The following is a 21,829-nucleotide window of genomic DNA, read 5'->3' as shown; positions in this document are numbered from 1 at the left end:
TTAAATGAGAGGGATGCTATTTTAGTTATGAACAGGAACAAATTTGTACAGATAGAATTTAGATCAAATGATCGAACTAAATGGTTAACAGAATTGATCGATCGATCCCTTTAGCTGCTCAAAGGAGGATCGAGTAAATTGCACATTTCAGAACTCATACAAGTACATAGTATAGGATATCGCCTACAGGATGTCAAAGTCAACTTTGGCTATGATTTGAAAATAGAGGCACCTTTGACATCAATAGAAGCCAAACAAGGTGATATGTTGAGTATGCCTAGATGGATAGCTGAAGTATTATCCTCAGAAAAATTGATTGAAGTGCAAGATACTGATATGATTGTGGCCCTAAAGCAGGCAGTTATGAAAGAAAATGTACAAGGTGATTTTGATCTCTCTACATTGGATCTTGATTTTTACATCAAAGTAAATTCATTTACACGCAGGCTTCCACAAGAAGATCGTGATAAAATAGAAAGCATGTTGAATTCTCTTATTCGTAAACGCCAAGGAAAAATAATTCGATTGGCAGATTCATCCAAGATGACTGCTGATTTAGCGAAAAAATTAACAATAGAAGAGAGAACATTATTTGATTATATTCACAACAACAGTACTGAGTTTAAAAGACAAATAATGGGTGATAAAAAATGACTACCCAACCCGAATCTATCTCCAAGAGCAAACTTCAAGATCAAGTAAAAGATTTTTTGAGCCAATTCAAAGACAAGTCTGATGTTTACAAATATGTTGATGAAATAGACCAAATGATGGCAAAGAAAACACAATATATCGTAGTTGATTACAATGATTTGGTATCATACCCTGAAATTGAATCTGTATTTACCACTGATCCTGATGAAATACTCAGAGCCTTTGGTGGGGCAATAAAAGATATTCTTAAAGAAAGATTTCCACAATATGCAGAAAAAATCCGGCATGATATTAGAGTAAGAATTTCAAACTATCCATCACAGAGAAGCTTACGTGAAGTAAACGCAGAGGTTATTGGAAAAGTAATTAGTGTATCTGGCATGGTTGTTAGATCTTCTGAAATTAAACCACTTGCAAAAGAACTAGTTTACTTTTGTCCTGATAACCACAAGACCGTGAGAATTCAGGAAAAAGGTCTAGAGTTCAAAGAGCCGTTAAAATGTGATAATGGAAAATGTACTCACAGAGATCTTGAGATAAATCCAGAACAAAGCAAGTTTATTGATTTCCAAATGGTTAGGCTGCAAGAATTACCAGAAGATTTGCCCCCAGGTCAATTACCTCACTATCTTGATGTAACAGTCTTGCAAGACTTGGTCGATAATGCAAGACCAGGAGATCGTATAATACTTACAGGAATTGTGAGAATTGAACAAGAACACATACCTTCTATGAGAGGAAAAAGTGGTATCTATAGATTAAGAATTCAAGGAAATAATATCGAGTTTCATCGTGGACGTGGAAATAAGACTTCTAGAAGCACTGAACGGGAAGAAATCTCCATCGATGAAGAAAAAATAATCAAATCACTTGTTAAAAATCCTGATATCTATGATAGGCTTGTTGCTTCATTTGCACCACATGTGAGTGGACATGATATAATTAAAGAGGCCATTTTATTACTGATTGTAGGATCTACTCAAAAAATCCTTGCCGATGGTGCTAAAATTCGTGGTGATATCAATGTCTTTCTAGTAGGTGATCCTGGTACAGCAAAAAGTGAAATGTTAAAATTTTGTGCAAGAATTGCACCAAGGGGACTTTATACATCTGGTAGAGGTTCTACTGCTGCAGGACTTACAGCCGCAGTTGTCAGGGATAAAATTGGTATAATGATGCTTGAGGCTGGCGCTGTAGTATTAGGCGATCAAGGTCTTGTATGTATAGATGAATTTGATAAAATGAAACCTGAAGATAGAAGTGCACTGCATGAAACAATGGAACAACAGTCAGTAAGTATTGCAAAGGGTGGAATTGTTGCAACATTGAATGCCAGAACTTCAATTTTAGCTGCTGCAAACCCCATGTTTGGAAAATATGATCCTTTCAAGAATATAACTGAAAATGTTAATCTTCCAGTTCCACTCTTAACTCGTTTTGATCTTATTTTTGTTGTTAGAGATATTCCATCAAAAGAAAGGGATACACGAATTGCAAGACACATATTGAATTTACATAGGGTATCCGGAACTGATACCAAATCGCTAATTGATGTTGATATTCTTACAAAATATCTCTCATTTGCAAAGAGATTCGATCCCAATCTTACTCCAGAAGCAGAAGATCTGATCCTGAATTACTATATGACCATGAGAAATGTAGAATCTGAAGGGATGATTACAGTAACACCCAGACAATTAGAGGGACTTGTAAGATTGGCAACAGCAAGAGCTAGATTATTGATGAAAACACAAGTTGATGGGGAGGATGCAGAGCGAGCAATCTTTCTCATGCAAAGCATGTTGCAAGATGCCGGAGTTGATGTTAACACAGGAAAAGTTGACCTTGGAGTCCTACAAGGACGTCCTCACAGCGAGGTCTCAAAAATGCAATTATTCATGGATGTGATGAAATCACTTGAAGGCGATGAAAAAAGACCTGTTGAAGAAAAAATATTTGTCAAAGAACTGATCAAGACTGACAAATTTACGGAAGATGAGGCAAGAAAATATATTAAAAAATTGCAACGAGAGTCAGCTATTTATGAATCTAAACCCGGTCATTATAACCGGGTATGAAAATAGAGCAGTTAGACATTCCTCCTTTAACAATAGAATTTCTACAAAAAAGCGGATATGTGAGTCTATATCCACCTCAGGAGAAGACAGTAAAAGCTGGATTGCTTGAAGGAAAAAGTATCTTGGTCTCTGCACCAACAGCAAGTGGTAAGACATTGATTGCCATTCTTGCAATAATAAAACATCTATCTGAAAAGAGGGGAAAAGTAATCTATCTCAGTCCTCTAAAGGCCTTGGCCTCTGAAAAATTCAATGAATTTAAAAAACTTGGTTCAGATGGTCTGGGAAAAAATCTGAAAATCCAAATATCTACAGGTGATTTTGATATGTCTGACAAGAATCTAGGTCAAAATGATATTCTTGTACTAACCAATGAAAAAATGGATTCTATTATAAGACAAGGTGCAGAGTGGTTAGATCAAATCAGTCTTGTAATAGCTGATGAAGTGCATCTACTGGGTGATGATGATAGGGGACCAACTCTTGAAATTGTACTTACAAAGATGAAGTTATTGCCACAAAAACCGCAAATACTTGCTCTTAGTGCTACTGTTACTAATGCTGACGAGATTGCTGATTGGTTAGGGTGTGAATTAGTTCTTAGTGAGTGGAGGCCGGTTCCATTGTCAGAAGGAGTCTACGATCAAGGTATAGTTACTATGCAAGACAGGAAAAAATTTGAAGTTCAAACAAGCATTAGAGGACCGCCGGTTGACTTGGGGCTTGATTCACTAAATAGTGGAGGTCAGGCAATTTTATTTGCAGAAACGAGGGCACGTTCTGTCTCTCTTGCCACAAAGGCATCAGAGGCTGTGTTAAAGACTCTAAACACTGAAGAAAAAGAAGTACTGGGAAAAATTTCACAAAAAATTTTGGATGATAATGAACATACTGAACTTGTTAAAACATTGGCAGGCCTAATCAAAAACGGAGTGGCATTTCATCATGCTGGTCTTAATCCAAATTGCAGAGATCTAATTGAATCTGAATTTAGAAACAGAAGGATAAAGATTCTGGCATCTACCCCTACCTTGGCTGCTGGAGTAAATCTTCCCGCAAGAAGAGTGGTTATTGCTAATATGTCTAGATATGATGCAAAGTATGGCGTAAACAAACCGATCAGTATATTGGAGTATAAACAACTGTGTGGCCGTGCAGGTAGGCCACAATATGATAAATATGGTGAGGCGATAATTGTGGGCAACTCAAATAGCGATGAGATCTTTGATTATTACATTAACGGAACACCCGAACCTATCTCTTCAAAACTTACGGGAGACAAGGCATTACGAATACATCTTCTCAGTTTCATATCTACAAATCCTGGTATCAAGGGAGATGACATTGTAGAATTCTTTTCAAAGACACTTTCAGGTTCACAAGAGAGAAAAACAACAATAAAATTCCATATTCAGATATCTTTGCGATATCTGGAATCCGAGGAACTTGTAAAACAAAAAGGAAATAGGTATATTGCTACAGACTTTGGCAAAAAAACTTCAACATTATACATTGATCCTCTTACAGCAGTTCTATTTAGAAAATCCTTGGAAAAAATTTCAACACAGGGGCATGTTCTTGGTTTACTACATTTGATTACAATCTCGGAGGATTTCTTTCCCAAGTTTTCATTACGCAATAAAGATTATGAGTTTATTGGTACCTTGATTGAAAATTATGCTGATCAACTAATAGAACCTATATCTGAATATGATTGTAACCGAAGTCTTCTTGCAATACATGCTTGGATCAATGAATCAAGTGAAATATTTCTGTCTGATAATTTTGGTATAGAATCTGGCGATATGCATAGGATGGTAGAGACAACGGATTGGTTAATCCATTCTCTTTATGAAATTGCAAAACTAGAAAAAAAAGATGAGATCTTGACTGAAATTGACTCTCTAAGGTCTAGAGTAGCGTATGGCATAAAAGAAGAACTTGGTGACTTGGTGCAAGTAAAAGGAATTGGAAGGGTAAGAGCCAGGGTACTCTTTAAGAATGGCATAAAAACTAGAGAGGATTTAACCTCAATATCTGTTGAAAAACTAGCCAAAATGGACAAGATAGGACCAATTGTTGCAGAAAACATAAAGACACATCTGAAAAAGATAAGATAATGCTGGACAGAACTATTGTAGGAATACTAATTTCTGCAGTGGCATTTGTTACCGTTTACGCAATTACTCCAAGCCTAATCAAAGCACTAACAAAAAGAAACATGGTTGTAAAAGATTACAACAAAGAGGTTGCAACAATGGTTGCCCGCCCTGGAGGACCTTCAATTCTTGCAGGAATTTTGGCCTCTGAGCTCACTCTTTATGCCTTTTTCTCCTCCACCAATATACTTGCAATTATAATTACAACCTCCTTAGCTTTTCTTGTTGGTTTTGCCGATGACAGAAAAGTACTTGGTGGGTGGTTCAAACCGCTTGCTCTTGCAGCTTCTGCATTGCCTATTATTTTACTTGGAGCGTATGCTCAACCACATCTTGCATTTCCACTGTTTGGTTCAGTCAAGATTCCTGAACTCTATTTGGCGTTAATAGTTATTATCATTCCAGTTATGGGAAATACAGTAAACTCTATTGATGTACTAAATGGTGTAGCAAGCGGATTTATGACAATTGCTAGCTTTGCCCTTACTGTTTGTCTTGTCATTGTACACAATTATGATATTGCGCTGGCAAGTTTACCTCTTGGGTTTGTGTCGTTGGCATTCTACAAATATCACAAAATTCCAAGTAAAATATTTCCAGGAGACTCTGGTGCGCTAACTCTGGGAGCCATGTATGGTGCACTATCTATTATAGGTCATGTTGAAATTATTGCTGCGATTGCATTACTTCCTGCAGTGATAAACTCTTTTCTGTTCCTTTCCAGTGTAAAACGAATAGTCGAACATAGGCAAATAAAAGCAAATCCAGTTGTTCATACTGAAGATTTTAAGCTGATGGCTAGTACTGATAAATCTGCCCCTGTGACCCTTGTCAGATTGATCTTAGCAAATGGACCTCTTACTGAAAAACAAGTGGGATTTGTGATATTTAGATTGGCATTATTTTCTGCAGCACTTGCAATAATAACATCTTTCATGATGGAAATTAATCTATGAAAGGAACTCTAATTTTTTTCTACATATTTGTGATGTGGTTACTGATTATCGCTGGAGGTGCACTGATTGTCCCAATAATTGCACACATCTCAATTCATGGATTCGGCAATCTAGATAGTATGATAGATTCTATTGTAAAAGCAAGTATTGCGATCATGCTTGTAGTACTTTGGATCTTGATAATGTCAAAAATAAAGAACTGGATATTTCATCAACAGATGCATCACTAACTGTTTTCCCACCTTATCTTTTTCTTATCGTATTCTTCTCTTGAATACTTGACTTTGGCTGGAACCCCAACTACTACACAATTGGGTGGAACATCCTTTGTGACTACGGCCCCCATTGCCACAACACTATTCTCTCCAATTCTAACTCCTGCCTTTATGACTGCCCTGGAGCCTATGACTACTCCGTCTTCTATGGTAACTCCTATCATTTTCTTACTAGCTGGATAGGGATCATTAGTCAAAGACGCAGCAGGGCCTATGAAAACATTTTTTCCAATTCTAGAAAGTGGTGGTATGTATACGAGCCCCTCTATCATGGTATTTTCTCCTATTCTCACGTTGTAATCAACATGTGCAAGAGAACCAATCTTGACATTATCTCCAATCTCTGTATTGTCTCCTACATAGGCAAAATGCCATATTCTCACATTTTTTCCAAGTTTGGCTTTTTCAGAAATGAAATTCGTAACCATTTCTTATCACAAGTGCCATGGGATGCCTTTTACAATAATCTTGTCAGGAAGAATATTTCTATGCTTGTTCAAAAATTCAATATCTTGATTTTTGTCTCTCAATTCATCTGGCAGCATTATTGGAATCTCTTCTATTATTGGATAATATCTGGAACATTTTGAACAAAAAATAATGCCCTCAGAAATAATTTCTTCTTTTGAAGCTAATTCTACTAACTCTAGTGGAAAATGTTTGTCTATTGGACATGCAAGAATTTCCATTAGTTTTCGGTTCATTTTAAATTCAGATAGATTGGGGTTCCTTTCTGGCTAGATAAAAGTGCCGCTTCTGCAATCTTGGTGGTGTTTACTGCATCCTCTGCTCTTACTCTGATGCTTTCTTTTCCATCTATTGCAGATATGAAATTTTTTATCTCTAAAAGTAAAGGCTCTTCCATTTCCTTTCTTGGTATCTCTGCTCCTGAACTAGTTTCGATCTTTACCTCTTGTGTGATAAAATCAGAAGAAATTATGGCATCACCACATACTGCATTAAATTTTCTTACACGAATTGGAGTGATCCAATTTGATGATATGATTGCAACCCTGTTATCTTTGAAACCCAGCATTATTGTTGCAAAATCTTCATGTTCATGTCTTATTTTTCCAGACCTTGCAAATACTACTTCTGGCACATCGTCAAATAACCACATGGCAGTATCAATGTCATGTACTGACGTGTCATAGATAATTCCTACATCTTTTATGTGGTTTGGCATTCTATTTTCTCTGTGAAACTCGAGCATGATCAATTCTCCATACTTTTTGGTTTTGACATATTCCTTGACAAGTGAAACGGCAGGATTGAACCGTTCTATGTATCCACTTGTGAGAATCACCTTGTTTTTATTGGCTAATTTGAGAAGATCTTCTCCCTCATTTGAGAAATAAGTCATTGGTTTTTCTACAAAAACATTTTTCTTTTGTTCTAAGAGTTTTTTTGTTAAATCAAAGTGAGTCGAAGTGGGTGTACACACAAATGCCGCATCAAATTTTTCTGAATCCATAAGTGAATCTAGAGACGAATAATGATTCACAGAATATTTTTCACTAATCTCTTTTGCCCTCGAGGCATCCGTGTCGCATATAGCTGAAAGAACTCCAATCTGGGAAAGAATTCTTACATGATTTTTTCCAAAACCGCCCGTACCTATCTGAACTATCTTCATACTAGTACACCGATGTTATCCATTTTGAGTATTTCTTGTTTTTACCCATGGTGATATCTGAATAGATCTTTTTAATGTCTCTTGTAATTTTTCCTACCTTGCCGTCTCCTATCATCTTGTTATCTACAGAAATAACTGGAGTTATTTCTGCTGCAGTTCCTGTCAGAAATACTTCGTCAGCAAAGTAAATCTCTGTCCTGGGAATCTCGCGCTCTATTATTTGATAGCCAAGATCTTCTGCTATCTTGACTACCGAATCTTTTGTTATTCCTTCTAATGCTGATGAGCTGGGTGGGGGAGTTAACAACTTTCCATCTCTGACGACAAAGATATTTTCACCAGGGGCTTCACTTATGTTTCCTAGATGGTCTAACAAAATGGCTTCATCATAGCCATTTCTTTTTGACTCTTGTGTTGCTAGTATGGAATTAAGATAATTTCCACCCATCTTTGCAAGCGGTGGTGTAGAGATGTCATGAATTCGTCTCCATGAAGACGTACCTATCTTTATCCCGTTCTTGTTAAACAGTTCTCCGAAAGGGAACATAACTATTACTGCATGTGTAGGAGTTTTTTCAGTTACATGGAGATTGATTCCATGTTTGCCTACAAAATAAAACGGCCTTATGTAGCATGATTCTTTAACATTATTTTTTTTACAAATCTGAATTATTGCATTGGCAATTTCTTTGTCTGTAAATCTAAGAGAAATTGAATACACCTTGCCTGAATTTCTAAATCTCTTGATATGATCTTGCAATCTGAAAATATTCAAGTTTTTGGAATCCCAATATCCTCGCAGTCCTTCAAAAACCGATGTTCCATAATGTATGGCATGAGTCATGACTGGAACCTTTGCATCCTCATCTTTTACTATCTTGCCATCAAACCAAACAAATTTTGGAACAAAAGGCTTCATATTGAAAAACCGAATCTGTCTATAATTAATCTATTTCTCTACCAAAATCCTATGCTGGGAAATTTCATTCCTAATACTCTGTATGTAAGATCCTCGGCATTTGCAAATTTTTTAACAACGTCCCAACTCTCACGTATTATCCGTACTACTTCGGGCTCGACATAGCTTTCCCAGTCCGTATCCTTTCCCATTGCTGCATCAAACATTTTTTGTTTTACAGATGATGCAGAGGTTTCCTTTCTTTTTCCTACTCTGGGATTGAGACCGTACAACTTAAGCACAAAACCCTCAGCCTTGTCACCAGTATATGTAAAATAATCTGTCTCTACCCCGTCAAGAATCTGTTTTTTTATTTTCCATGAATATGGTGATAACATTGGGGGCATGTATTTTGCAAATGGTGCATAAAATGTATAGTTTGGTACAACTGTGACATTGTTGCCAAATACTGCATGAAGCATTTTTTTCCTCAATTCATAACTAAAAGGAAAACTTCTACTATTGATCTCCTTCTTATTCTTCATGAATATGACTGGTAAAATTCTTACCTGACCTTCATTTTTTAATTCATTAATAATTTCTACATGTGCCTTGGTAACAGGATTCAAATGCGCAAGATAGATTGCTACTGTCAACTGTTTCTCTGTATTTTTGTGTCATATTTCAATCATTTATTCAAAATTGTGATAAATCTCCACAAAAATAGGGACGATGGGACTTGAACCCACGACATCCAGCGCCCGAGGCTGGCAGTCTACCAAGCTAACCTACGTCCCTGTAAGACTCGCTATGGTAATGGAATATTATTCTTTCAAAGGAAATTTTGTCTAGCCGTACGATTCGTATTTTATTTCAAAACTCTTGTCTGCTCTCTTGCTTCTTTCTGTGACAAAACCTTTTGGTGTCAAAACGTCTAGGCAACCATCTATAGTTCCTTGCCAACCACAAATGAAAAATACTGTATTATCCTTTGTAATTTTCTCACCAACCATTTTTTCAAGTGGGGACATTTCTCCATCTTTTGACTGTAGGAAACTTTCTACTCTGCCTTTGTGACCATTCCAAGTTCTGTTAAACCATTCATCTGGTCTACTTATAGTAGCTCTGTATCTGAAATTCCACTTGTCTCTTCCTTTGTCAAGACTTTCCTCTTCTAGTTTGGTTAATTCATCTCTGTAACCTAATTCGTCAACATAGCTAGCACCATGATATACTACAATTTCTCTCTTACTTCCTACTGCGTGAAGATGTTTTGCATAACTAAGAAATGGTGCAAGACCTGTACCGCCGCCAAGACAAACTATTCTTCTATTATCTGGTTCACCATCTGGTTTCTTTTCTTCAATGGTAAATGGGCCGGTAGGTTTTAACCAAATTATCTCGTCTCCTTCTTTTGCACTAAATAATACTGTAGTAAGACGTCCTGGAAGTGGCTTTCTTACCCATCTGATGTATAATTCAATATATTTTCTGTTCTCTGGATTTGATGCAATTGAATATGCTCTTCTAATTATCTTGTTCTCTGCAGGTACATGTGCTCCAAGTGTGAGAAACTGTCCAGCCTTGTACTGTGGTACATCGCCACCTTCTTTTGGTATGAATCTAAAAACCGCTAAATCTTCTTTCTGAATTTGTATGTATGAGATTATCGCTTTACTGTCTACGACCACGCGAGGATTTTTGATTTAGATAGTTAAATATCTTATGCTGTTATTTCACATCCCAAATTTTTGATTTACACTAAACGTTAATAACCTCTCAAAAAAAGTTAATGCAAATCAGATGCAATATTCTGGTTGAACATGGGCCGGTCGTCTAGCCTAGTAGGATACGCCCTTGGCATGGGTGAGATCGTGGGTTCAAATCCCACCCGGTCCACTTTTTCAAGTTACAGTAATTGAATGTGTTGACATGGGAGCAAGTGGATTTATGTCACGTAAATTATCCCAAACAAATACCTCGATTTTGTAGTTTCCTGCAGCACTTGGGGTCCATGACAGTGCTGCAGCAAGAGTTTGATTTTTTGCAAGAGACCCTGTTGCATAATTGAGATCAACAATTGCGCCATCTGAGTTAATCACTTGAACTATGTATGCCCAATCAATATTTTTTTCACTTACGTTTTTTAATGATGTTTGTAAATTGAGCTGTTGGTCAACTACTGGAGATTTTATTTCCTCACCGAGAGAATTTACTATCTTAAAGTCTGATGTTGACGTCTCTTCGTATCCATACGCAGAACTAGATCCAATTATCGTTCCTACAAAAATTAGGAATAGTAAAAACTTCATTGCCTCGAATTTTTCATTCTTAGATTTAAATTATCCCAAATGGTAGTTAGCGCATGTCCGAATCTAGAGACATTATCTACATTGGAAAAAAGCCACTTATGTCGTATGTTACTTCTGCGCTCATACAGTTGGCAAACCAACCAAAAATATCAATCAAGGCAAGAGGACTTAGTATCGGCCATGCAGTGGATGTTGCTCAAATCATTGCACGAAAAACGGAAAATGCCGGCTATGCCGTAGGAAACATCAAGATAGGTTCAGAACAAATGCAATCACAAGATGGACGCTCTAGGAATGTTTCTACTATAGAAATAGAAGTAAAGAGAACGCACTCTTAAGATAGTAACCTTGAACGACTCTTTTCTTTTTTGTCACTTATTTTGTTGAATATTTACTTTCCATTTTTTTGAATTTGGAAAGGTCTACAATATTATTAAATTCATCAAAATTTACAAGAGTTTCTTTCAACTTTAGTGTAGTTCCGGTTTTTTTCAATTCTCTTAAGATCTTCAATGTTGCAAATGTATTTGCATATAGCACAGATAATGGATACAAAATAAGATTGAACCCCATAATGTGTAATTCCTTGGATGGTAGAACAGGTGTTGCTCCTCCTTCTATCATGTTTGCAACCAGGGGAGCCTTGATTGATCTGCCTATTTTTTTCATTTCTTCAATTGATTTTGGCGCTTCAACAAAAATTACATCGGCACCAATCTCTTTGTAAAACAGGCCTCTGTCTATTGCAGCATCAAGACCTTCAGTGGCTCGCGCATCGGTCCTGGCAACAATTATGAAATCTTTACTCTTTCTAGCATCAATAGCTGCACGAAGTTTTTCGGCATACTCTTCTTTTGGAATTACTTCCTTGCCTGACATATGTCCACATCTTTTTGGCCATTTCTGATCTTCAAGAAATATGCCTGATGCCCCAACCGATTCCAGCTCGTTTACAAGTTTCCATACGCTTAACGGATTGCCATACCCTGTGTCCGCATCTACTATGACCGGAACAGATACTGACTTGCATATTCTTCTTGCATTTTCAATTGTTTCGGTGGATCCTATGAAACCATAATCTGGCATACCTAGAAGTGCTGCAGATGTTCCATATCCTGTCTGAAACATTGCTTCAAAGCCCGCTTTTTGGGCTACTCTTGCAGTTATGGCATCATAAACCCCGGGAAAGACAAGTGGTTTTGATTTATCTAGTAATAATTTTCTAATATTTGTCAACTGCGGCTATGTTGTTCTACAATTATTTATTGCTTAGTTAACACTTGACACTTTTTCTAGCCATGACTTTTTCTGATTGGAATATTTTTCAACAACCTGTAAAATATATTGAAAATCTTCTAAAGTCGAACTCTAACTAAGGGGGTTCAAAAACCATCTAAGATTTACATGATAGTAATATATCCTGATTAAAATCCTTCACAAGACATATTTATGAAGCGTGGAAAGGAGAATGTCGAATAATGGTCAACAGCATAGAACTTGATCTCTTGATAGTAGGTTCTGGCCTTGCTGGTCTCAGAGCAGCAATTCAAGCATCAAAGGTAAGTTCAAAGATCAAGATTGGAGTTATTTCAAAACTTCAAGTCATGCGTTCACACTCTGTATCTGCTGAAGGCGGAACAGCGGCTGTTTTATATCCTGAAGAAGGAGATTCTCTTGAATCCCATGTATATGATACTGTAAAAGGAAGCGACTTTCTTGGAGATCAAGACGTCATTGAAAGACTAGTTTCAGAAATGCCGTCTGAAATATATCAACTTGAACATTGGGGGATGCCCTGGTCTAGAAGGGAAGATGGAAAAATTGGTCAGAGACCATTTGGAGGTTATAGCTTTAGCCGTGCAACATATGCTCAAGATAAAGTTGGATTCTACGAGATGCAGACCTTGTATGATACTTGTCAGAAATTTGATAACATAGAATTCTACAATGAATGGTTTGTTACATCTATAATTCACGATGGTCAACGCTTCTGCGGCATTACAGCAATCGAACTATCAAATGGTAATTTTTATACATTCAAGGCAAAAGCATTGATTATTGCAACTGGTGGAGCAGGACGAGTCTATAGTTTTTCAACTTATTCATTAGCTTCAACTCCTGATGGGTTAGACATGGCATATCGTGCTGGAATGGCATTAAAAGATATGGAATTTGTCCAATTTCATCCCACTGGAATATTACCATCTGGAATTTTGATTACAGAAGCTGCTAGAGGTGAAGGCGGTTATCTAATAAACAAAGATGGGGAGAGATTTATGAAAAAATATGCTCCCAACAAGCTTGAGCTTGCTTCAAGAGATGTGGTTTCACGTGCTATGATGACAGAAATTAATGAGGGTCGGGGTTTCAAAAATGAAACAGGTGTGGAATGCCTAAAACTAGATTTGACACACCTTGGTAAGGAAGTAATTATCGGAAAACTTCCTGCAATAAGAGAAATTTCCTTAAAATTTTCTGGTATAGATCCAGTAACTGAACCAATCGATGTCAGACCGGTATGTCATTACATGATGGGAGGAATTCATACAAACATAGATGGTGCAACGGAAATACAAGGAATATGGGCAGCTGGTGAAGTTGCATGCAATAGTGTTCATGGTGCAAATAGACTAGGGGCAAACTCCACGTCCGAGTGTATTGTATGGGGAAAGATCACAGGTGAACTAGCTGCAAAATATGTTCTTGAGGGGAAGCCTCAACCACCTTTTCCAATGCACTTGATTGCTACTGAAGAAAAAAGAATCTACGATGGAATTTTCCGAGGAAGTGGAAGTGTAAACCCATACGAAGTACGCCAGGAATTGACTGATATTATGAATTCAAAAGCTTATGTCTTCAGGACTGAAAGCAATCTAATTGAGGGATTGAAACAAGTGCGACAACTACAACAAAAAACTTGGAAACATGTTGATGATAAAGCTAAAGAGTATAACACAAACTTCACAAATGTTATGGAGCTTGATTCTATGTTTCGTGTTGCCGAAGTTATTCTAATGGGTGCAATTGCAAGAAAGGAATCAAGAGGTGCACATGCGAGAGTTGACTATCCTGATAGGGACGATAAGAACTTTCTACATCATACTCTTGTGTATTATGATACTAAGGAACCAGTTCTAAAGACACATCCTGTAACTATTACTAAATACAAGCCAGTGGAGAGGAAATACTAGTGGCAGAAAGATTGTCAAACCGTGAAGGCATAAAGGGAATGGCAAACCCGACCAGATATGGAATAGAACGTGTTGCATACTGGTTACAGAGGCTTACCGGACTTGGATTACTTGCATATTTGATAGGTCATATTTATGAAACTAGCACAATTGTTAACGGGAAAATAGCTTGGGACAAGATGCTAGAATTCACACAAACTCCACAAGGACACATCTTTCTTACACTGGTAATTGGCATGTGTGTGTTTCACACTGCAAATGGAATTAGAGTCATGCTAGGCCATGGAGGTATAGGGGTTGGCAAACCTGGACAACCAGAATATCCATACAAGGCAGCATCACTTAACTATAAACAACGACTTTGTATCTGGGTTTCAATTGCTCTTGCAGCTCTAGCCATGATGTATGGTGCATCAGTACTATTTGGTGATTAAGATGCGAGAAAGCATTATCATGAAAATACATTATGGTACAGCATTAGGAGCTGTGGCACTTGTTGCTGTACACATATTGATGAGAATGTCACAGAAATTTTCTGATTCACTACAATATCAAAACGTGATTGCAAACTATCATTTTCTTCCATATGCATTGATGCTAGAAGCTGTACTAATTCTGCTTTCAGTGCATGGCTTCAACGGCCTTCGAGTAATCCTCTTGGAATTAAAACAAGGTTCAACATATGAAAAAATGATTAACTATGGATCTCTTGCAGCTATGGCGGCATTGATTGCATATGGCTCAAGAACTATATTGATGGCGGGAATGGGGGTTTCTTAGAAATGGCAGTTGTAACGGCACCAAAACCGCCTGAAGAATCAAATGCAAAAACTACTAACCAGCCAAATACCATAACTCTTAGAATATCTAGGTCTAATCCTTCAGAAGGACAAGAGTCAGCATTCTCAGAATTTCAGATTCCAGTTCAGAAATGGACTACGGTTTTGGAAGCAATATTGTATGTAAAACAAAATTTTGACCACTCTATAGCAGTGAGATATTCCTGTAGGCAAGCATCATGTGGTTCTTGTGGAATGAAAATAAATGGAAAGCCAGCGTTGGCATGCTACACAAAGATTTCAGAATTAAGCTCAAATGTTATAACAGTTGAACCAATGAACAACTTTCCAATAATCCGGGATCTTGCAGTCGATTTTAAACAACTAATCACAAACCACAAAAAAATGAAACCCTTTATCATCAGAGAAGACTCTGAAGTAACATCAGAATCAAAGGAATTCATACAAACACCGCAGGATCTTGAAAAGTTTCTCCAGTTCTCTTACTGTATTAAATGTGGTCTGTGTAACTCTGCATGTCCAACCATGGCTACAGATACGTCATTTATAGGCCCTCAGGGGCTTGCACAAGCTTATAGATATGTGGCAGATAATAGGGATAAAGGAAAAGATGACCGATTAAAAATCATTGATGATTCTCATGGTATATGGAGATGTCACTTTGCTGGATCCTGTAGTCATGTATGTCCAAAAGGTGTAGACCCTGCAATGGCAATACAATTGCTCAGGGGATATCTTTTGGGGTTTAGAAAATAATATTCTAAGGCTTTTTGGGATTCTTGCTAGTGTTTACCTGATTGTTTATGGCTTCTGCCATGAAATGATTTGAAACATTTACTTTTACATCGTTAATTCCATCTATCTTGAGCAAGTTGTCATGTACATCCTGTGCAATCTTGAATCCGAATATTGCTGGACAAAATGGACTAGTCAAATGCAGATCAATTTTAACTTCTGATCCTGCTATATCGATATTATCGACTAGCTCAAGTTCCATTATTGAGACATTTATTTCTGGATCAACCACTTTTGTTAGTTCATCAAAAATTTGTCTTCTCAGGTCTTGAGATGCCTGTGACATAAATAAAAAAAGCGTCTATGCTATATATAACCATTCTATTTCCTAAATTGATGTACAGATCTAGATTAGAAGGAAAACTAGATGAAAACACATTAGAATTTCTTTCATCAATTTCAGATGACTTTCAAATTGCATTGTACGATATACTTGGAAGTCAGGCTCACACATTGATGCTTTTTAACAATAAAATAATAACAAAACCAGAAGCAGGAAAGATTCTTGATGCCTTGGAGAAACTAAAAGAAGAAGACTTTTCTGCAGAGTCAGAGGCCGAAGACATTCATGAACTAATCGAGTCTCTAGTGATAAAAAAAGCAGGAAAAGAAGCTGGTGGAAAGATGCATACTGCGCGCTCAAGAAATGATCAGGTAACACTTGACATGCGTATGAAGATACGAAATGATGTCAATATTGTCTGTTTTTGCTTAAACGAAACTATATCTACACTGATACAACTAGCAGAAAAGCACCAAAATACGATTGTGCCTCTGTATACTCATCTTCAACAGGCTCAGGTTGGGTTGTTCTCTCACTTTCTTTTGGCATATGCTGATGCTCTATTTCGGGATCTTGACAGGTTCTATGTTACATATGGTAGAATCAATGAATCCCCTCTTGGCGCAGGTCCTGTTGGGGGTACCAGTATCCCAATTGATCGACAATTTACTGCAAAAATGCTTGGATTCAAGGGGCTGGTTGAGAATTCAATTGATGCAACTTCATCAAGAGACTTTGTTGCAGAATATGTGAGCAACTCTTCCATCATGATGACAAATCTGAGTAGGATGGCAGAAGATTTTATCATATGGTCTACCTCAGAATTTTCTTTTCTTGAACTATCAGACAAGTTTACTTCTACGTCAAGTGTCATGCCACAAAAGAAAAATCCTGATATACTTGAGCTCATCCGTGGAAAAACTGCACAAGTGATAGGATATCAGATGGCAATATTGTCAAATCTAAAGGGCCTCCCATCTGGATATAACAGGGATCTTCAACAAATCAAGGTCTCAATTTGGCCAACTTCCAAGATAATAATATCATCATTGATTGTCATCAATTCTCTTCTTAAAACCATGACTGTAAATGAGAAAAAACTACGACAAGCAATTGATGGTGGGTTCTCAATCTCTCTTGATATTGCAGAACATTTGGTACGAAAAGGTATACCATTTAGAGTATCACACAAAATAGTTGGACATCTTGTACAAATGGCAGATAAATCAAAAAAATCCCTAACTGAATTATCCATATCTGAAATAAAAAAAACAATTCCATCTAATGAAATTGATTCAAAGGATCTCTACAAAATTATCCAGTCCACAACTCCCGAATCATCACTTGAAACTAGACAGTCCCAAGGATCTTCTGGTAAACATGAACAGCAAAGAATGATTGCTGATAGAAAAAGAAAGATCCAGGCATATGTAATGGGTACACGCAAGAGAACAAATGAAGTGAGAGAAGCAATTGAGAGTCTGGAAAATGCTGTAAACACTCTGATAAAAAACAAAACCTAAAATACCTCAAAAAATATTCAAGAATTGAAAGTTTTTATAGATAAAATTGATAAATGTCTGAATTTAATATGAAAAACTTGACTTTTATATTGATTTTACTTAACATATGTACTGATATTTGATTTTTACAACTCATTTTCTAGTATGTATCAATTCGTACAACCGCAAACAAACAACCCTAACTACACTGCAGGTCAGACATGGGGTGCACTCAAAAAAGCTTGGCGTGGATACAAAATCGCCAAGGTACAGAGTGATAACACCCGAATGGCTGAATATGCAAAGAAGATCAGAACACTCCAGCATGACTTGGGAATCAAGCAAGCAGAGTTTCCAGAACTGAACCTAAGTTAGTTAGAATTTTTCTATTTTTGGTACTCGAGTATACAATGATGCTTTATGACAGTATTCCAAGCCTCAGAAATAGACCTATGAAATAGCGGGTTCGCGGGGATTCGGACCCCGGACAGCCGGATTAAAAGTCCGGTACTCTACCTGGCTGAGCTACGAACCCATAGCGAAGGGTCATAGTTGTGTATAATTTAGTCTTTTACAAAATTTTTTAACGAAAAGAAAGCTTTAAACTCAGATTTTCTTTGACAGTATTTCAACGCCCTTGTAGTATAGAGGGGATGTGGTCAATTCCAATCCTCGTAAAGCCCGGTCTAGAATGGGGCCCTGTCACGGCCTCGACGCGTGTTCAAATCCCGCCAAGGGCGCCATAAATTTTTCTCGGGAATAAGACAACTCAAAAACTAAATCTCAGATCTTGGGTGATAAACCTAGTTTTTTCCTTACATCCGCAAGTGTTTCTTCATTTGCAGCGGCTATGAATGAAATTCTCTTGTCATAGCTCAGGTTTGAGTCAAGTGGCATACCATTTTCATCAACTACATATCCACCAGCTTCTGATGCTATGAGATATCCCGCAGCAACATCAGTGATTCTTAATTTTTTTCTTAGATCTACAAATACATCGACCAGTCCGCGAGCAAATATTGCAAGTTCAAGTGCTACAGCTCCAAAATGTCTTACATGGTTTGATGCTGAAAGAATTGGCGCTAGTTGTGGGAGTACATCTGGTGAAATTCCAGAAATATCAACACCAACAACAAAGTAAATTGGTTTTTCTTTGTGAACCTGAATTTTTTTTCCATTCATATATGCCCCTTTGCCTTTTGATGCTGAATACAAATCTCCATTATGTAGATCCATCACTACTCCATCTGTTACAGAACTTAGTTTGTCTTCAGGTGTGTATGCTAGTGAACAACAAAAGAATGGTAAACCTCTTACTGCATTAGTTGAGCCGTCAATTGCATCCATTATGATAAATCCTTTTGGATTTGGTGACAATTTAACAATACCACATTCTTCTCCAAATACCGTACACTCAAAATTTATCTCACGAAGGTAATCAAGAACAGTCTTTTCTGCTACAATGTCAATTCTGCGAGAAATATCTCCACCTGCTCCCATTCCATGATCTGTACCGGATTCCTTTGTTCCTGCTAGATGTTTTACATTCTTGTGTACTCTCTTTGCAGCCTCTTCTAAAACGTTAATTACTTTCACAATCTTTTCTTTTCCCAGTCCTAATTTATTTTAAGTAATAAAAAAGAGGCTGAATGCATAAATAGCAAAAAAGTTGTGCCATTGTGTGAGCAGTAAAGATGAGTCTATCTTTAGTAAGGAGGCATTATTGTCCACCAAGCCGGGAAAGGACATTGTAAAACAGGCATTGTTCAAAAGCAAGGGATATCGACTATTTGACAAATATAAAAAGGAAGCAGAGGAGGAGTTTCCAAAATTCACCAAAAGATTTGCCGAAGATCTGCTGAGAGAGATAAAATCTGATCCTAATCCGTTTGAAACTCAAGAAAAATTTGCCAAAGAAGTAGGCTCTATTGAAATAATTCTTCAAAAATCACAGATAGATGAGGTACGAAAGAGATTAGAAAACTATGATACTCTTTTAGATAGGGTATCAAGAATACTCAATTCTAATTTTGTTAAAATGACATTTCCAGTTTTTAGTGCATTGTATGATGCCTCTACTCAATACTTTGGTGATGACAATGATACAAAGAAAAAAACTGATATCATTGATGGTCACATAATAGCAATTGATCTGAGTGAACCGATGGATAGAATAATGGACAAGGATGAAGATGTAGAGTTTTTGGATGATTACAAGCTGATGAATCCATACATTCTGAAACTTGCTAGAGACAAGATTTCTGTTGGAGGTAAGGAAGTATTGGAAGAATTTGAAAGAGGCTTTAAAGATGCAAGGGTGGGCCAATACATAGATTTTAAATTAAAAATGAATCCTAAAAGCATATCTGAAGAAGAGATGATTCAATGTTATAAAAAATATAGAGCAGTAATGGGAACTGCTGGAAAGAATATGACTCTTTCAAGATTCCCGCTTGGCGAAATTTTTTATCTTGGAATGGCAAAAGCTGCAGAATCTGTTGGGTGTGGAAATGAAATTGAAGATTCTATAAAAAATAAATTTGTTAAAGTTCCTTCATGGCCTCTCTATTACACATTCCTTACAGGTGATGTTCAAAAAGGATTTGATTTTACTATGAAAAAGAGTGATATTTATCTAGGAGAGGCAAGACTTGCTCTGGAGTTATTACCTGAGAATTTCTCGCACAAGGACTTTCTTGAGTTTCTCTTTCTGACCGTAGAACATTACAACATGTATTGGTTTAATCAACTTTCAAAAGAAAAAATGTGGAAAGAATTCCAATCGAAAATTCCCAAATGATTTGATATGATGTGGTCTGAGAAATATAGGCCAAAGAACCTGCTTGAGATGGTTGGAAATGAAGAAGCAAAAGAGTCATTTGTAAAGTGGCTTGGTAAATGGATCAAAGGAACAAAACCCATTCTATTAATTGGTCCGCCCGGTATAGGGAAAACAACCATGGCTGTGTTGGGGGCAAAGCAGTTTGGCTATGATCTAATTGGTATGAATGCAAGTGACGTAAGAAGTAAACAGAAAATTCAAGAAATTCTCAACCCAATCCTTGGTAACCGTAGCGTACTTGGAAATCCAATGATCTTCATTGACGAAGTAGATGGAATACATGGAAGAGCTGATTTTGGTGGTGTCGATGCACTAGTTGACATACTAAAGGAATCTACAATACCAATAATTCTTGCAGCAAATTCTGACTCGTCTGACAAGATGAAAACCATAAAAAAAGCTACAACCACCGTAAAACTCAGACCTCTTCCTCCTAGATTGATGAGATTATACATTGAAGAAATTCTGAAACGGGAAGGTGCATCAATAAAAATTGGTAACATGATAAAAATGATTATTGATTCACGTGGTGATATTAGGTCTATTCTAAATTCTGCTCAGGCACTATCTGGAGGATTTGAACCTCAACTTGACAAGTCGTATGAAACAAATGATGTGGAAGAATCCGTAAATCTATTTTTTAATGCCAAATCTTCTGAAGAAGCTAAGGTAATACTTTATTCCCTGAGGATTGATCCTAGAGAAAAGATTAATTCATTTTACTCTAGTATAATAACAAGCTCTTTGCCTACAACCGCGCTCAAGGAAATGCTCGACGTCTTGTCTGAAGCTGATATGTTGTATGGAAAAATAATGAAAAAACAGGAGTGGCGGCTCTTACGCTATTTAGACGGTATTTTATTAAAATTATACAAACCGGGAATGGCAATAAAATATTCTAAATTTAACCTTCCATGGCCCGTCCTTAATAGAATAAGATGGGATGGCATGGCGATCAAGGGATTGACTGGGAATCTTGCAAGACAAATGCACGTATCACGCAGTACATTTTCAACTTTTTATCTTCCGTATCTTCTCTATTGTGTCAAGAACAAGTCTATTGAAATGGATCTAAACGAGACTGATGACGCAATTGTGCAAAAGGAAATGGTTTTGATAAAATGAGCTGGCGTGCAATACCTATGAAATTTGCCGGAACATGTCTTGTTTGTAATAAAAAAATTGAAGTCAATGAAGTGGCTCTATGGGCCAAGGGATTGGGAGTAAAACATCAAGCTTGTGCAGAAGTGAAACAACTAAAATGCATAGTTTGTGGGGGCTCTGCAGGATGCCTTGATTGTGAGTTTGCAGATAACTGTGATCTAGACAAGGTCTCCCAGATGTGCATATGCAAGAAATGCAGTGAAGCAAAAGATGCTTTTTCACTATATCAAATTTCTGTATTAAAACGATATCCTCTGTTGAATCTTAAACAGTAAACAAGATCT

Annotated in this window: 25 protein-coding genes and 4 tRNA genes; 17 read left to right on the top strand and 12 right to left on the bottom strand. The window is 37.0% G+C overall.

From position 1 onward, the window contains the following. The first annotated feature begins 138 nt into the window (after positions 1-138). Genes BQ3481_RS07585 through BQ3481_RS07565 form a run of 5 tightly spaced genes read left to right on the top strand, consistent with a single transcriptional unit; the run spans position 139 to position 6,077 of the window. Complete coding sequence (locus BQ3481_RS07585) at positions 139-654, top strand: DNA replication complex GINS family protein (RefSeq protein WP_231911760.1); 516 nt, start codon at positions 139-141, stop codon at positions 652-654. Beyond that, positions 651-2,732 (top strand): minichromosome maintenance protein MCM, encoded by a 2,082-nt coding sequence (locus BQ3481_RS07580; protein WP_157927727.1) that lies wholly within the window; start codon positions 651-653, stop codon positions 2,730-2,732. Before BQ3481_RS07585 ends, BQ3481_RS07580 begins: the two co-directional genes overlap by 4 nt. After that, positions 2,729-4,852, top strand: a complete 2,124-nt coding sequence (locus tag BQ3481_RS07575; protein ID WP_157927726.1) for a DEAD/DEAH box helicase — start codon at positions 2,729-2,731, stop codon at positions 4,850-4,852. The genes BQ3481_RS07580 and BQ3481_RS07575 overlap by 4 nt, the downstream gene beginning before the upstream one ends. Beyond that, positions 4,852-5,847 (top strand): MraY family glycosyltransferase, encoded by a 996-nt coding sequence (locus BQ3481_RS07570; protein ID WP_157927725.1) that lies wholly within the window; start codon positions 4,852-4,854, stop codon positions 5,845-5,847. The genes BQ3481_RS07575 and BQ3481_RS07570 overlap by 1 nt, the downstream gene beginning before the upstream one ends. Continuing rightward, on the top strand, positions 5,844-6,077 hold the full coding sequence (locus tag BQ3481_RS07565; protein ID WP_157927724.1) for a hypothetical protein: 234 nt from the start codon (positions 5,844-5,846) through the stop codon (positions 6,075-6,077). Before BQ3481_RS07570 ends, BQ3481_RS07565 begins: the two co-directional genes overlap by 4 nt. On the opposite strand, the gene BQ3481_RS07560 is transcribed toward BQ3481_RS07565, so the two are convergent. The 7 genes from BQ3481_RS07560 to BQ3481_RS07530 form a co-directional block, all read right to left on the bottom strand. Then, on the bottom strand, positions 6,074-6,550 hold the full coding sequence (locus BQ3481_RS07560; protein ID WP_157927723.1) for an acyltransferase: 477 nt from the start codon (positions 6,548-6,550) through the stop codon (positions 6,074-6,076). The genes BQ3481_RS07565 and BQ3481_RS07560 overlap by 4 nt on opposite strands. Before the next feature lie 6 nt (positions 6,551-6,556). Then, positions 6,557-6,826, bottom strand: coding sequence for a Trm112 family protein (locus BQ3481_RS07555; protein WP_157927722.1), 270 nt, complete (start codon positions 6,824-6,826; stop codon positions 6,557-6,559). Further along, positions 6,823-7,758: a Gfo/Idh/MocA family protein gene (locus BQ3481_RS07550; RefSeq protein WP_157927721.1), complete on the bottom strand. Its 936-nt coding sequence runs from the start codon at positions 7,756-7,758 to the stop codon at positions 6,823-6,825. Before BQ3481_RS07550 ends, BQ3481_RS07555 begins: the two co-directional genes overlap by 4 nt. A gap of 1 nt (position 7,759) precedes the next feature. Further along, a complete protein-coding gene (locus BQ3481_RS07545; protein ID WP_157927720.1) occupies positions 7,760-8,677 on the bottom strand; it encodes a branched-chain amino acid transaminase in 918 nt (305 codons plus the stop codon). 38 nt (positions 8,678-8,715) lie between these two features. After that, entirely contained in the window at positions 8,716-9,312 is a 597-nt protein-coding gene (locus tag BQ3481_RS07540) for a hypothetical protein (RefSeq protein WP_157927719.1), read from the bottom strand. A gap of 68 nt (positions 9,313-9,380) precedes the next feature. Then, positions 9,381-9,454, bottom strand: a tRNA-Pro gene (locus BQ3481_RS07535). A 50-nt stretch (positions 9,455-9,504) separates the two neighbouring features. Continuing rightward, positions 9,505-10,347, bottom strand: a complete 843-nt coding sequence (locus tag BQ3481_RS07530; protein WP_157927718.1) for an FAD-binding oxidoreductase — start codon at positions 10,345-10,347, stop codon at positions 9,505-9,507. 134 nt (positions 10,348-10,481) lie between these two features. On the opposite strand from BQ3481_RS07530, the gene BQ3481_RS07525 reads away from it, so the two are divergent. After that, positions 10,482-10,555 (top strand) — tRNA-Ala (locus BQ3481_RS07525). A 5-nt stretch (positions 10,556-10,560) separates the two neighbouring features. Here the strand turns inward: BQ3481_RS07525 and BQ3481_RS07520 are convergent. After that, on the bottom strand, positions 10,561-10,968 hold the full coding sequence (locus BQ3481_RS07520) for a hypothetical protein (RefSeq protein ID WP_157927717.1): 408 nt from the start codon (positions 10,966-10,968) through the stop codon (positions 10,561-10,563). Between the two features lie 53 nt (positions 10,969-11,021). Between BQ3481_RS07520 and BQ3481_RS07515 the strand changes: the two genes are divergently transcribed. Beyond that, positions 11,022-11,306 (top strand): AlbA family DNA/RNA-binding protein, encoded by a 285-nt coding sequence (locus tag BQ3481_RS07515; protein ID WP_157927716.1) that lies wholly within the window; start codon positions 11,022-11,024, stop codon positions 11,304-11,306. 37 nt (positions 11,307-11,343) lie between these two features. On the opposite strand, the gene BQ3481_RS07510 is transcribed toward BQ3481_RS07515, so the two are convergent. Further along, positions 11,344-12,204: an isocitrate lyase/PEP mutase family protein gene (locus BQ3481_RS07510; RefSeq protein ID WP_157927715.1), complete on the bottom strand. Its 861-nt coding sequence runs from the start codon at positions 12,202-12,204 to the stop codon at positions 11,344-11,346. A 242-nt stretch (positions 12,205-12,446) separates the two neighbouring features. Here BQ3481_RS07510 and BQ3481_RS07505 point away from each other — a divergent pair, with 242 nt between their 5' ends. Genes BQ3481_RS07505 through BQ3481_RS07490 form a run of 4 tightly spaced genes read left to right on the top strand, consistent with a single transcriptional unit; the run spans position 12,447 to position 15,715 of the window. Then, positions 12,447-14,159 carry a succinate dehydrogenase/fumarate reductase flavoprotein subunit gene (locus BQ3481_RS07505; protein ID WP_157927714.1) on the top strand — a complete coding sequence of 571 codons (1,713 nt, stop codon included), beginning with the start codon at positions 12,447-12,449 and terminating at the stop codon, positions 14,157-14,159. A 38-nt stretch (positions 14,160-14,197) separates the two neighbouring features. Further along, entirely contained in the window at positions 14,198-14,593 is a 396-nt protein-coding gene (locus BQ3481_RS07500; protein WP_157928512.1) for a succinate dehydrogenase, read from the top strand. A 1-nt stretch (position 14,594) separates the two neighbouring features. Then, positions 14,595-14,939: a succinate dehydrogenase gene (locus BQ3481_RS07495; RefSeq protein ID WP_157927713.1), complete on the top strand. Its 345-nt coding sequence runs from the start codon at positions 14,595-14,597 to the stop codon at positions 14,937-14,939. Between the two features lie 2 nt (positions 14,940-14,941). Then, a complete protein-coding gene (locus BQ3481_RS07490; RefSeq protein ID WP_157927712.1) occupies positions 14,942-15,715 on the top strand; it encodes a succinate dehydrogenase/fumarate reductase iron-sulfur subunit in 774 nt (257 codons plus the stop codon). 4 nt (positions 15,716-15,719) lie between these two features. On the opposite strand, the gene BQ3481_RS07485 is transcribed toward BQ3481_RS07490, so the two are convergent. After that, the gene (locus BQ3481_RS07485) at positions 15,720-16,040 is read right to left on the bottom strand and encodes a metal-sulfur cluster assembly factor (RefSeq protein ID WP_157927711.1); all 321 of its coding nucleotides are present in this window, start codon (positions 16,038-16,040) and stop codon (positions 15,720-15,722) included. A gap of 50 nt (positions 16,041-16,090) precedes the next feature. Between BQ3481_RS07485 and argH the strand changes: the two genes are divergently transcribed. Continuing rightward, positions 16,091-17,560 carry an argininosuccinate lyase gene (argH, locus tag BQ3481_RS07480; protein ID WP_157927710.1) on the top strand — a complete coding sequence of 490 codons (1,470 nt, stop codon included), beginning with the start codon at positions 16,091-16,093 and terminating at the stop codon, positions 17,558-17,560. A gap of 144 nt (positions 17,561-17,704) precedes the next feature. After that, on the top strand, positions 17,705-17,914 hold the full coding sequence (locus tag BQ3481_RS07475) for a hypothetical protein (protein WP_101009367.1): 210 nt from the start codon (positions 17,705-17,707) through the stop codon (positions 17,912-17,914). Between the two features lie 86 nt (positions 17,915-18,000). Here BQ3481_RS07475 and BQ3481_RS07470 read toward each other — a convergent pair. Then, positions 18,001-18,074, bottom strand: a tRNA-Lys gene (locus BQ3481_RS07470). Between the two features lie 98 nt (positions 18,075-18,172). On the opposite strand from BQ3481_RS07470, the gene BQ3481_RS07465 reads away from it, so the two are divergent. Next, positions 18,173-18,282 (top strand) — tRNA-Asp (locus BQ3481_RS07465). Between the two features lie 40 nt (positions 18,283-18,322). Here the strand turns inward: BQ3481_RS07465 and BQ3481_RS07460 are convergent. Continuing rightward, positions 18,323-19,135 carry an inositol monophosphatase family protein gene (locus tag BQ3481_RS07460; RefSeq protein WP_157927709.1) on the bottom strand — a complete coding sequence of 271 codons (813 nt, stop codon included), beginning with the start codon at positions 19,133-19,135 and terminating at the stop codon, positions 18,323-18,325. Between the two features lie 85 nt (positions 19,136-19,220). On the opposite strand from BQ3481_RS07460, the gene BQ3481_RS07455 reads away from it, so the two are divergent. Genes BQ3481_RS07455 through BQ3481_RS07445 form a run of 3 tightly spaced genes read left to right on the top strand, consistent with a single transcriptional unit; the run spans position 19,221 to position 21,820 of the window. Next, a complete protein-coding gene (locus BQ3481_RS07455; protein ID WP_157927708.1) occupies positions 19,221-20,339 on the top strand; it encodes a hypothetical protein in 1,119 nt (372 codons plus the stop codon). A gap of 6 nt (positions 20,340-20,345) precedes the next feature. Continuing rightward, the gene (locus tag BQ3481_RS07450) at positions 20,346-21,506 is read left to right on the top strand and encodes an AAA family ATPase (protein ID WP_394336719.1); all 1,161 of its coding nucleotides are present in this window, start codon (positions 20,346-20,348) and stop codon (positions 21,504-21,506) included. Then, positions 21,503-21,820: a hypothetical protein gene (locus BQ3481_RS07445; RefSeq protein WP_157927707.1), complete on the top strand. Its 318-nt coding sequence runs from the start codon at positions 21,503-21,505 to the stop codon at positions 21,818-21,820. The genes BQ3481_RS07450 and BQ3481_RS07445 overlap by 4 nt, the downstream gene beginning before the upstream one ends. Positions 21,821-21,829: the final 9 nt, after the last annotated feature.

This window comes from Candidatus Nitrosotalea okcheonensis (assembly GCF_900177045.1).
Classification (GTDB): domain Archaea; phylum Thermoproteota; class Nitrososphaeria; order Nitrososphaerales; family Nitrosopumilaceae; genus Nitrosotalea; species Nitrosotalea okcheonensis.
The sequence above is the reverse complement of the archived record's forward strand: the minus strand, read 5'-3'. Positions and strand labels throughout refer to the sequence as shown.

Excerpts from the sequence above, each read along its gene's own strand:
- BQ3481_RS07495 (WP_157927713.1), top strand. The coding sequence starts at position 14,595 with ATGCGAGAAAGCATTATCATGAAAATACATTATGGTACAGCATTAGGA.
- BQ3481_RS07445 (WP_157927707.1), top strand. The coding sequence starts at position 21,503 with ATGAGCTGGCGTGCAATACCTATGAAATTTGCCGGAACATGTCTTGTT.
- BQ3481_RS07485 (WP_157927711.1), bottom strand. The coding sequence starts at position 16,040 with ATGTCACAGGCATCTCAAGACCTGAGAAGACAAATTTTTGATGAACTA.
- BQ3481_RS07560 (WP_157927723.1), bottom strand. The coding sequence starts at position 6,550 with ATGGTTACGAATTTCATTTCTGAAAAAGCCAAACTTGGAAAAAATGTG.
- BQ3481_RS07500 (WP_157928512.1), top strand. The coding sequence starts at position 14,198 with ATGGCAAACCCGACCAGATATGGAATAGAACGTGTTGCATACTGGTTA.
- BQ3481_RS07450 (WP_394336719.1), top strand. The coding sequence starts at position 20,346 with ATGATGTGGTCTGAGAAATATAGGCCAAAGAACCTGCTTGAGATGGTT.
- BQ3481_RS07580 (WP_157927727.1), top strand. The coding sequence starts at position 651 with ATGACTACCCAACCCGAATCTATCTCCAAGAGCAAACTTCAAGATCAA.
- BQ3481_RS07505 (WP_157927714.1), top strand. The coding sequence starts at position 12,447 with ATGGTCAACAGCATAGAACTTGATCTCTTGATAGTAGGTTCTGGCCTT.
- BQ3481_RS07490 (WP_157927712.1), top strand. The coding sequence starts at position 14,942 with ATGGCAGTTGTAACGGCACCAAAACCGCCTGAAGAATCAAATGCAAAA.
- BQ3481_RS07520 (WP_157927717.1), bottom strand. The coding sequence starts at position 10,968 with ATGAAGTTTTTACTATTCCTAATTTTTGTAGGAACGATAATTGGATCT.
- argH (WP_157927710.1), top strand. The coding sequence starts at position 16,091 with ATGTACAGATCTAGATTAGAAGGAAAACTAGATGAAAACACATTAGAA.
- BQ3481_RS07555 (WP_157927722.1), bottom strand. The coding sequence starts at position 6,826 with ATGAACCGAAAACTAATGGAAATTCTTGCATGTCCAATAGACAAACAT.
- BQ3481_RS07570 (WP_157927725.1), top strand. The coding sequence starts at position 4,852 with ATGCTGGACAGAACTATTGTAGGAATACTAATTTCTGCAGTGGCATTT.
- BQ3481_RS07550 (WP_157927721.1), bottom strand. The coding sequence starts at position 7,758 with ATGAAGATAGTTCAGATAGGTACGGGCGGTTTTGGAAAAAATCATGTA.
- BQ3481_RS07545 (WP_157927720.1), bottom strand. The coding sequence starts at position 8,677 with ATGAAGCCTTTTGTTCCAAAATTTGTTTGGTTTGATGGCAAGATAGTA.
- BQ3481_RS07515 (WP_157927716.1), top strand. The coding sequence starts at position 11,022 with ATGTCCGAATCTAGAGACATTATCTACATTGGAAAAAAGCCACTTATG.
- BQ3481_RS07475 (WP_101009367.1), top strand. The coding sequence starts at position 17,705 with ATGTATCAATTCGTACAACCGCAAACAAACAACCCTAACTACACTGCA.
- BQ3481_RS07565 (WP_157927724.1), top strand. The coding sequence starts at position 5,844 with ATGAAAGGAACTCTAATTTTTTTCTACATATTTGTGATGTGGTTACTG.
- BQ3481_RS07575 (WP_157927726.1), top strand. The coding sequence starts at position 2,729 with ATGAAAATAGAGCAGTTAGACATTCCTCCTTTAACAATAGAATTTCTA.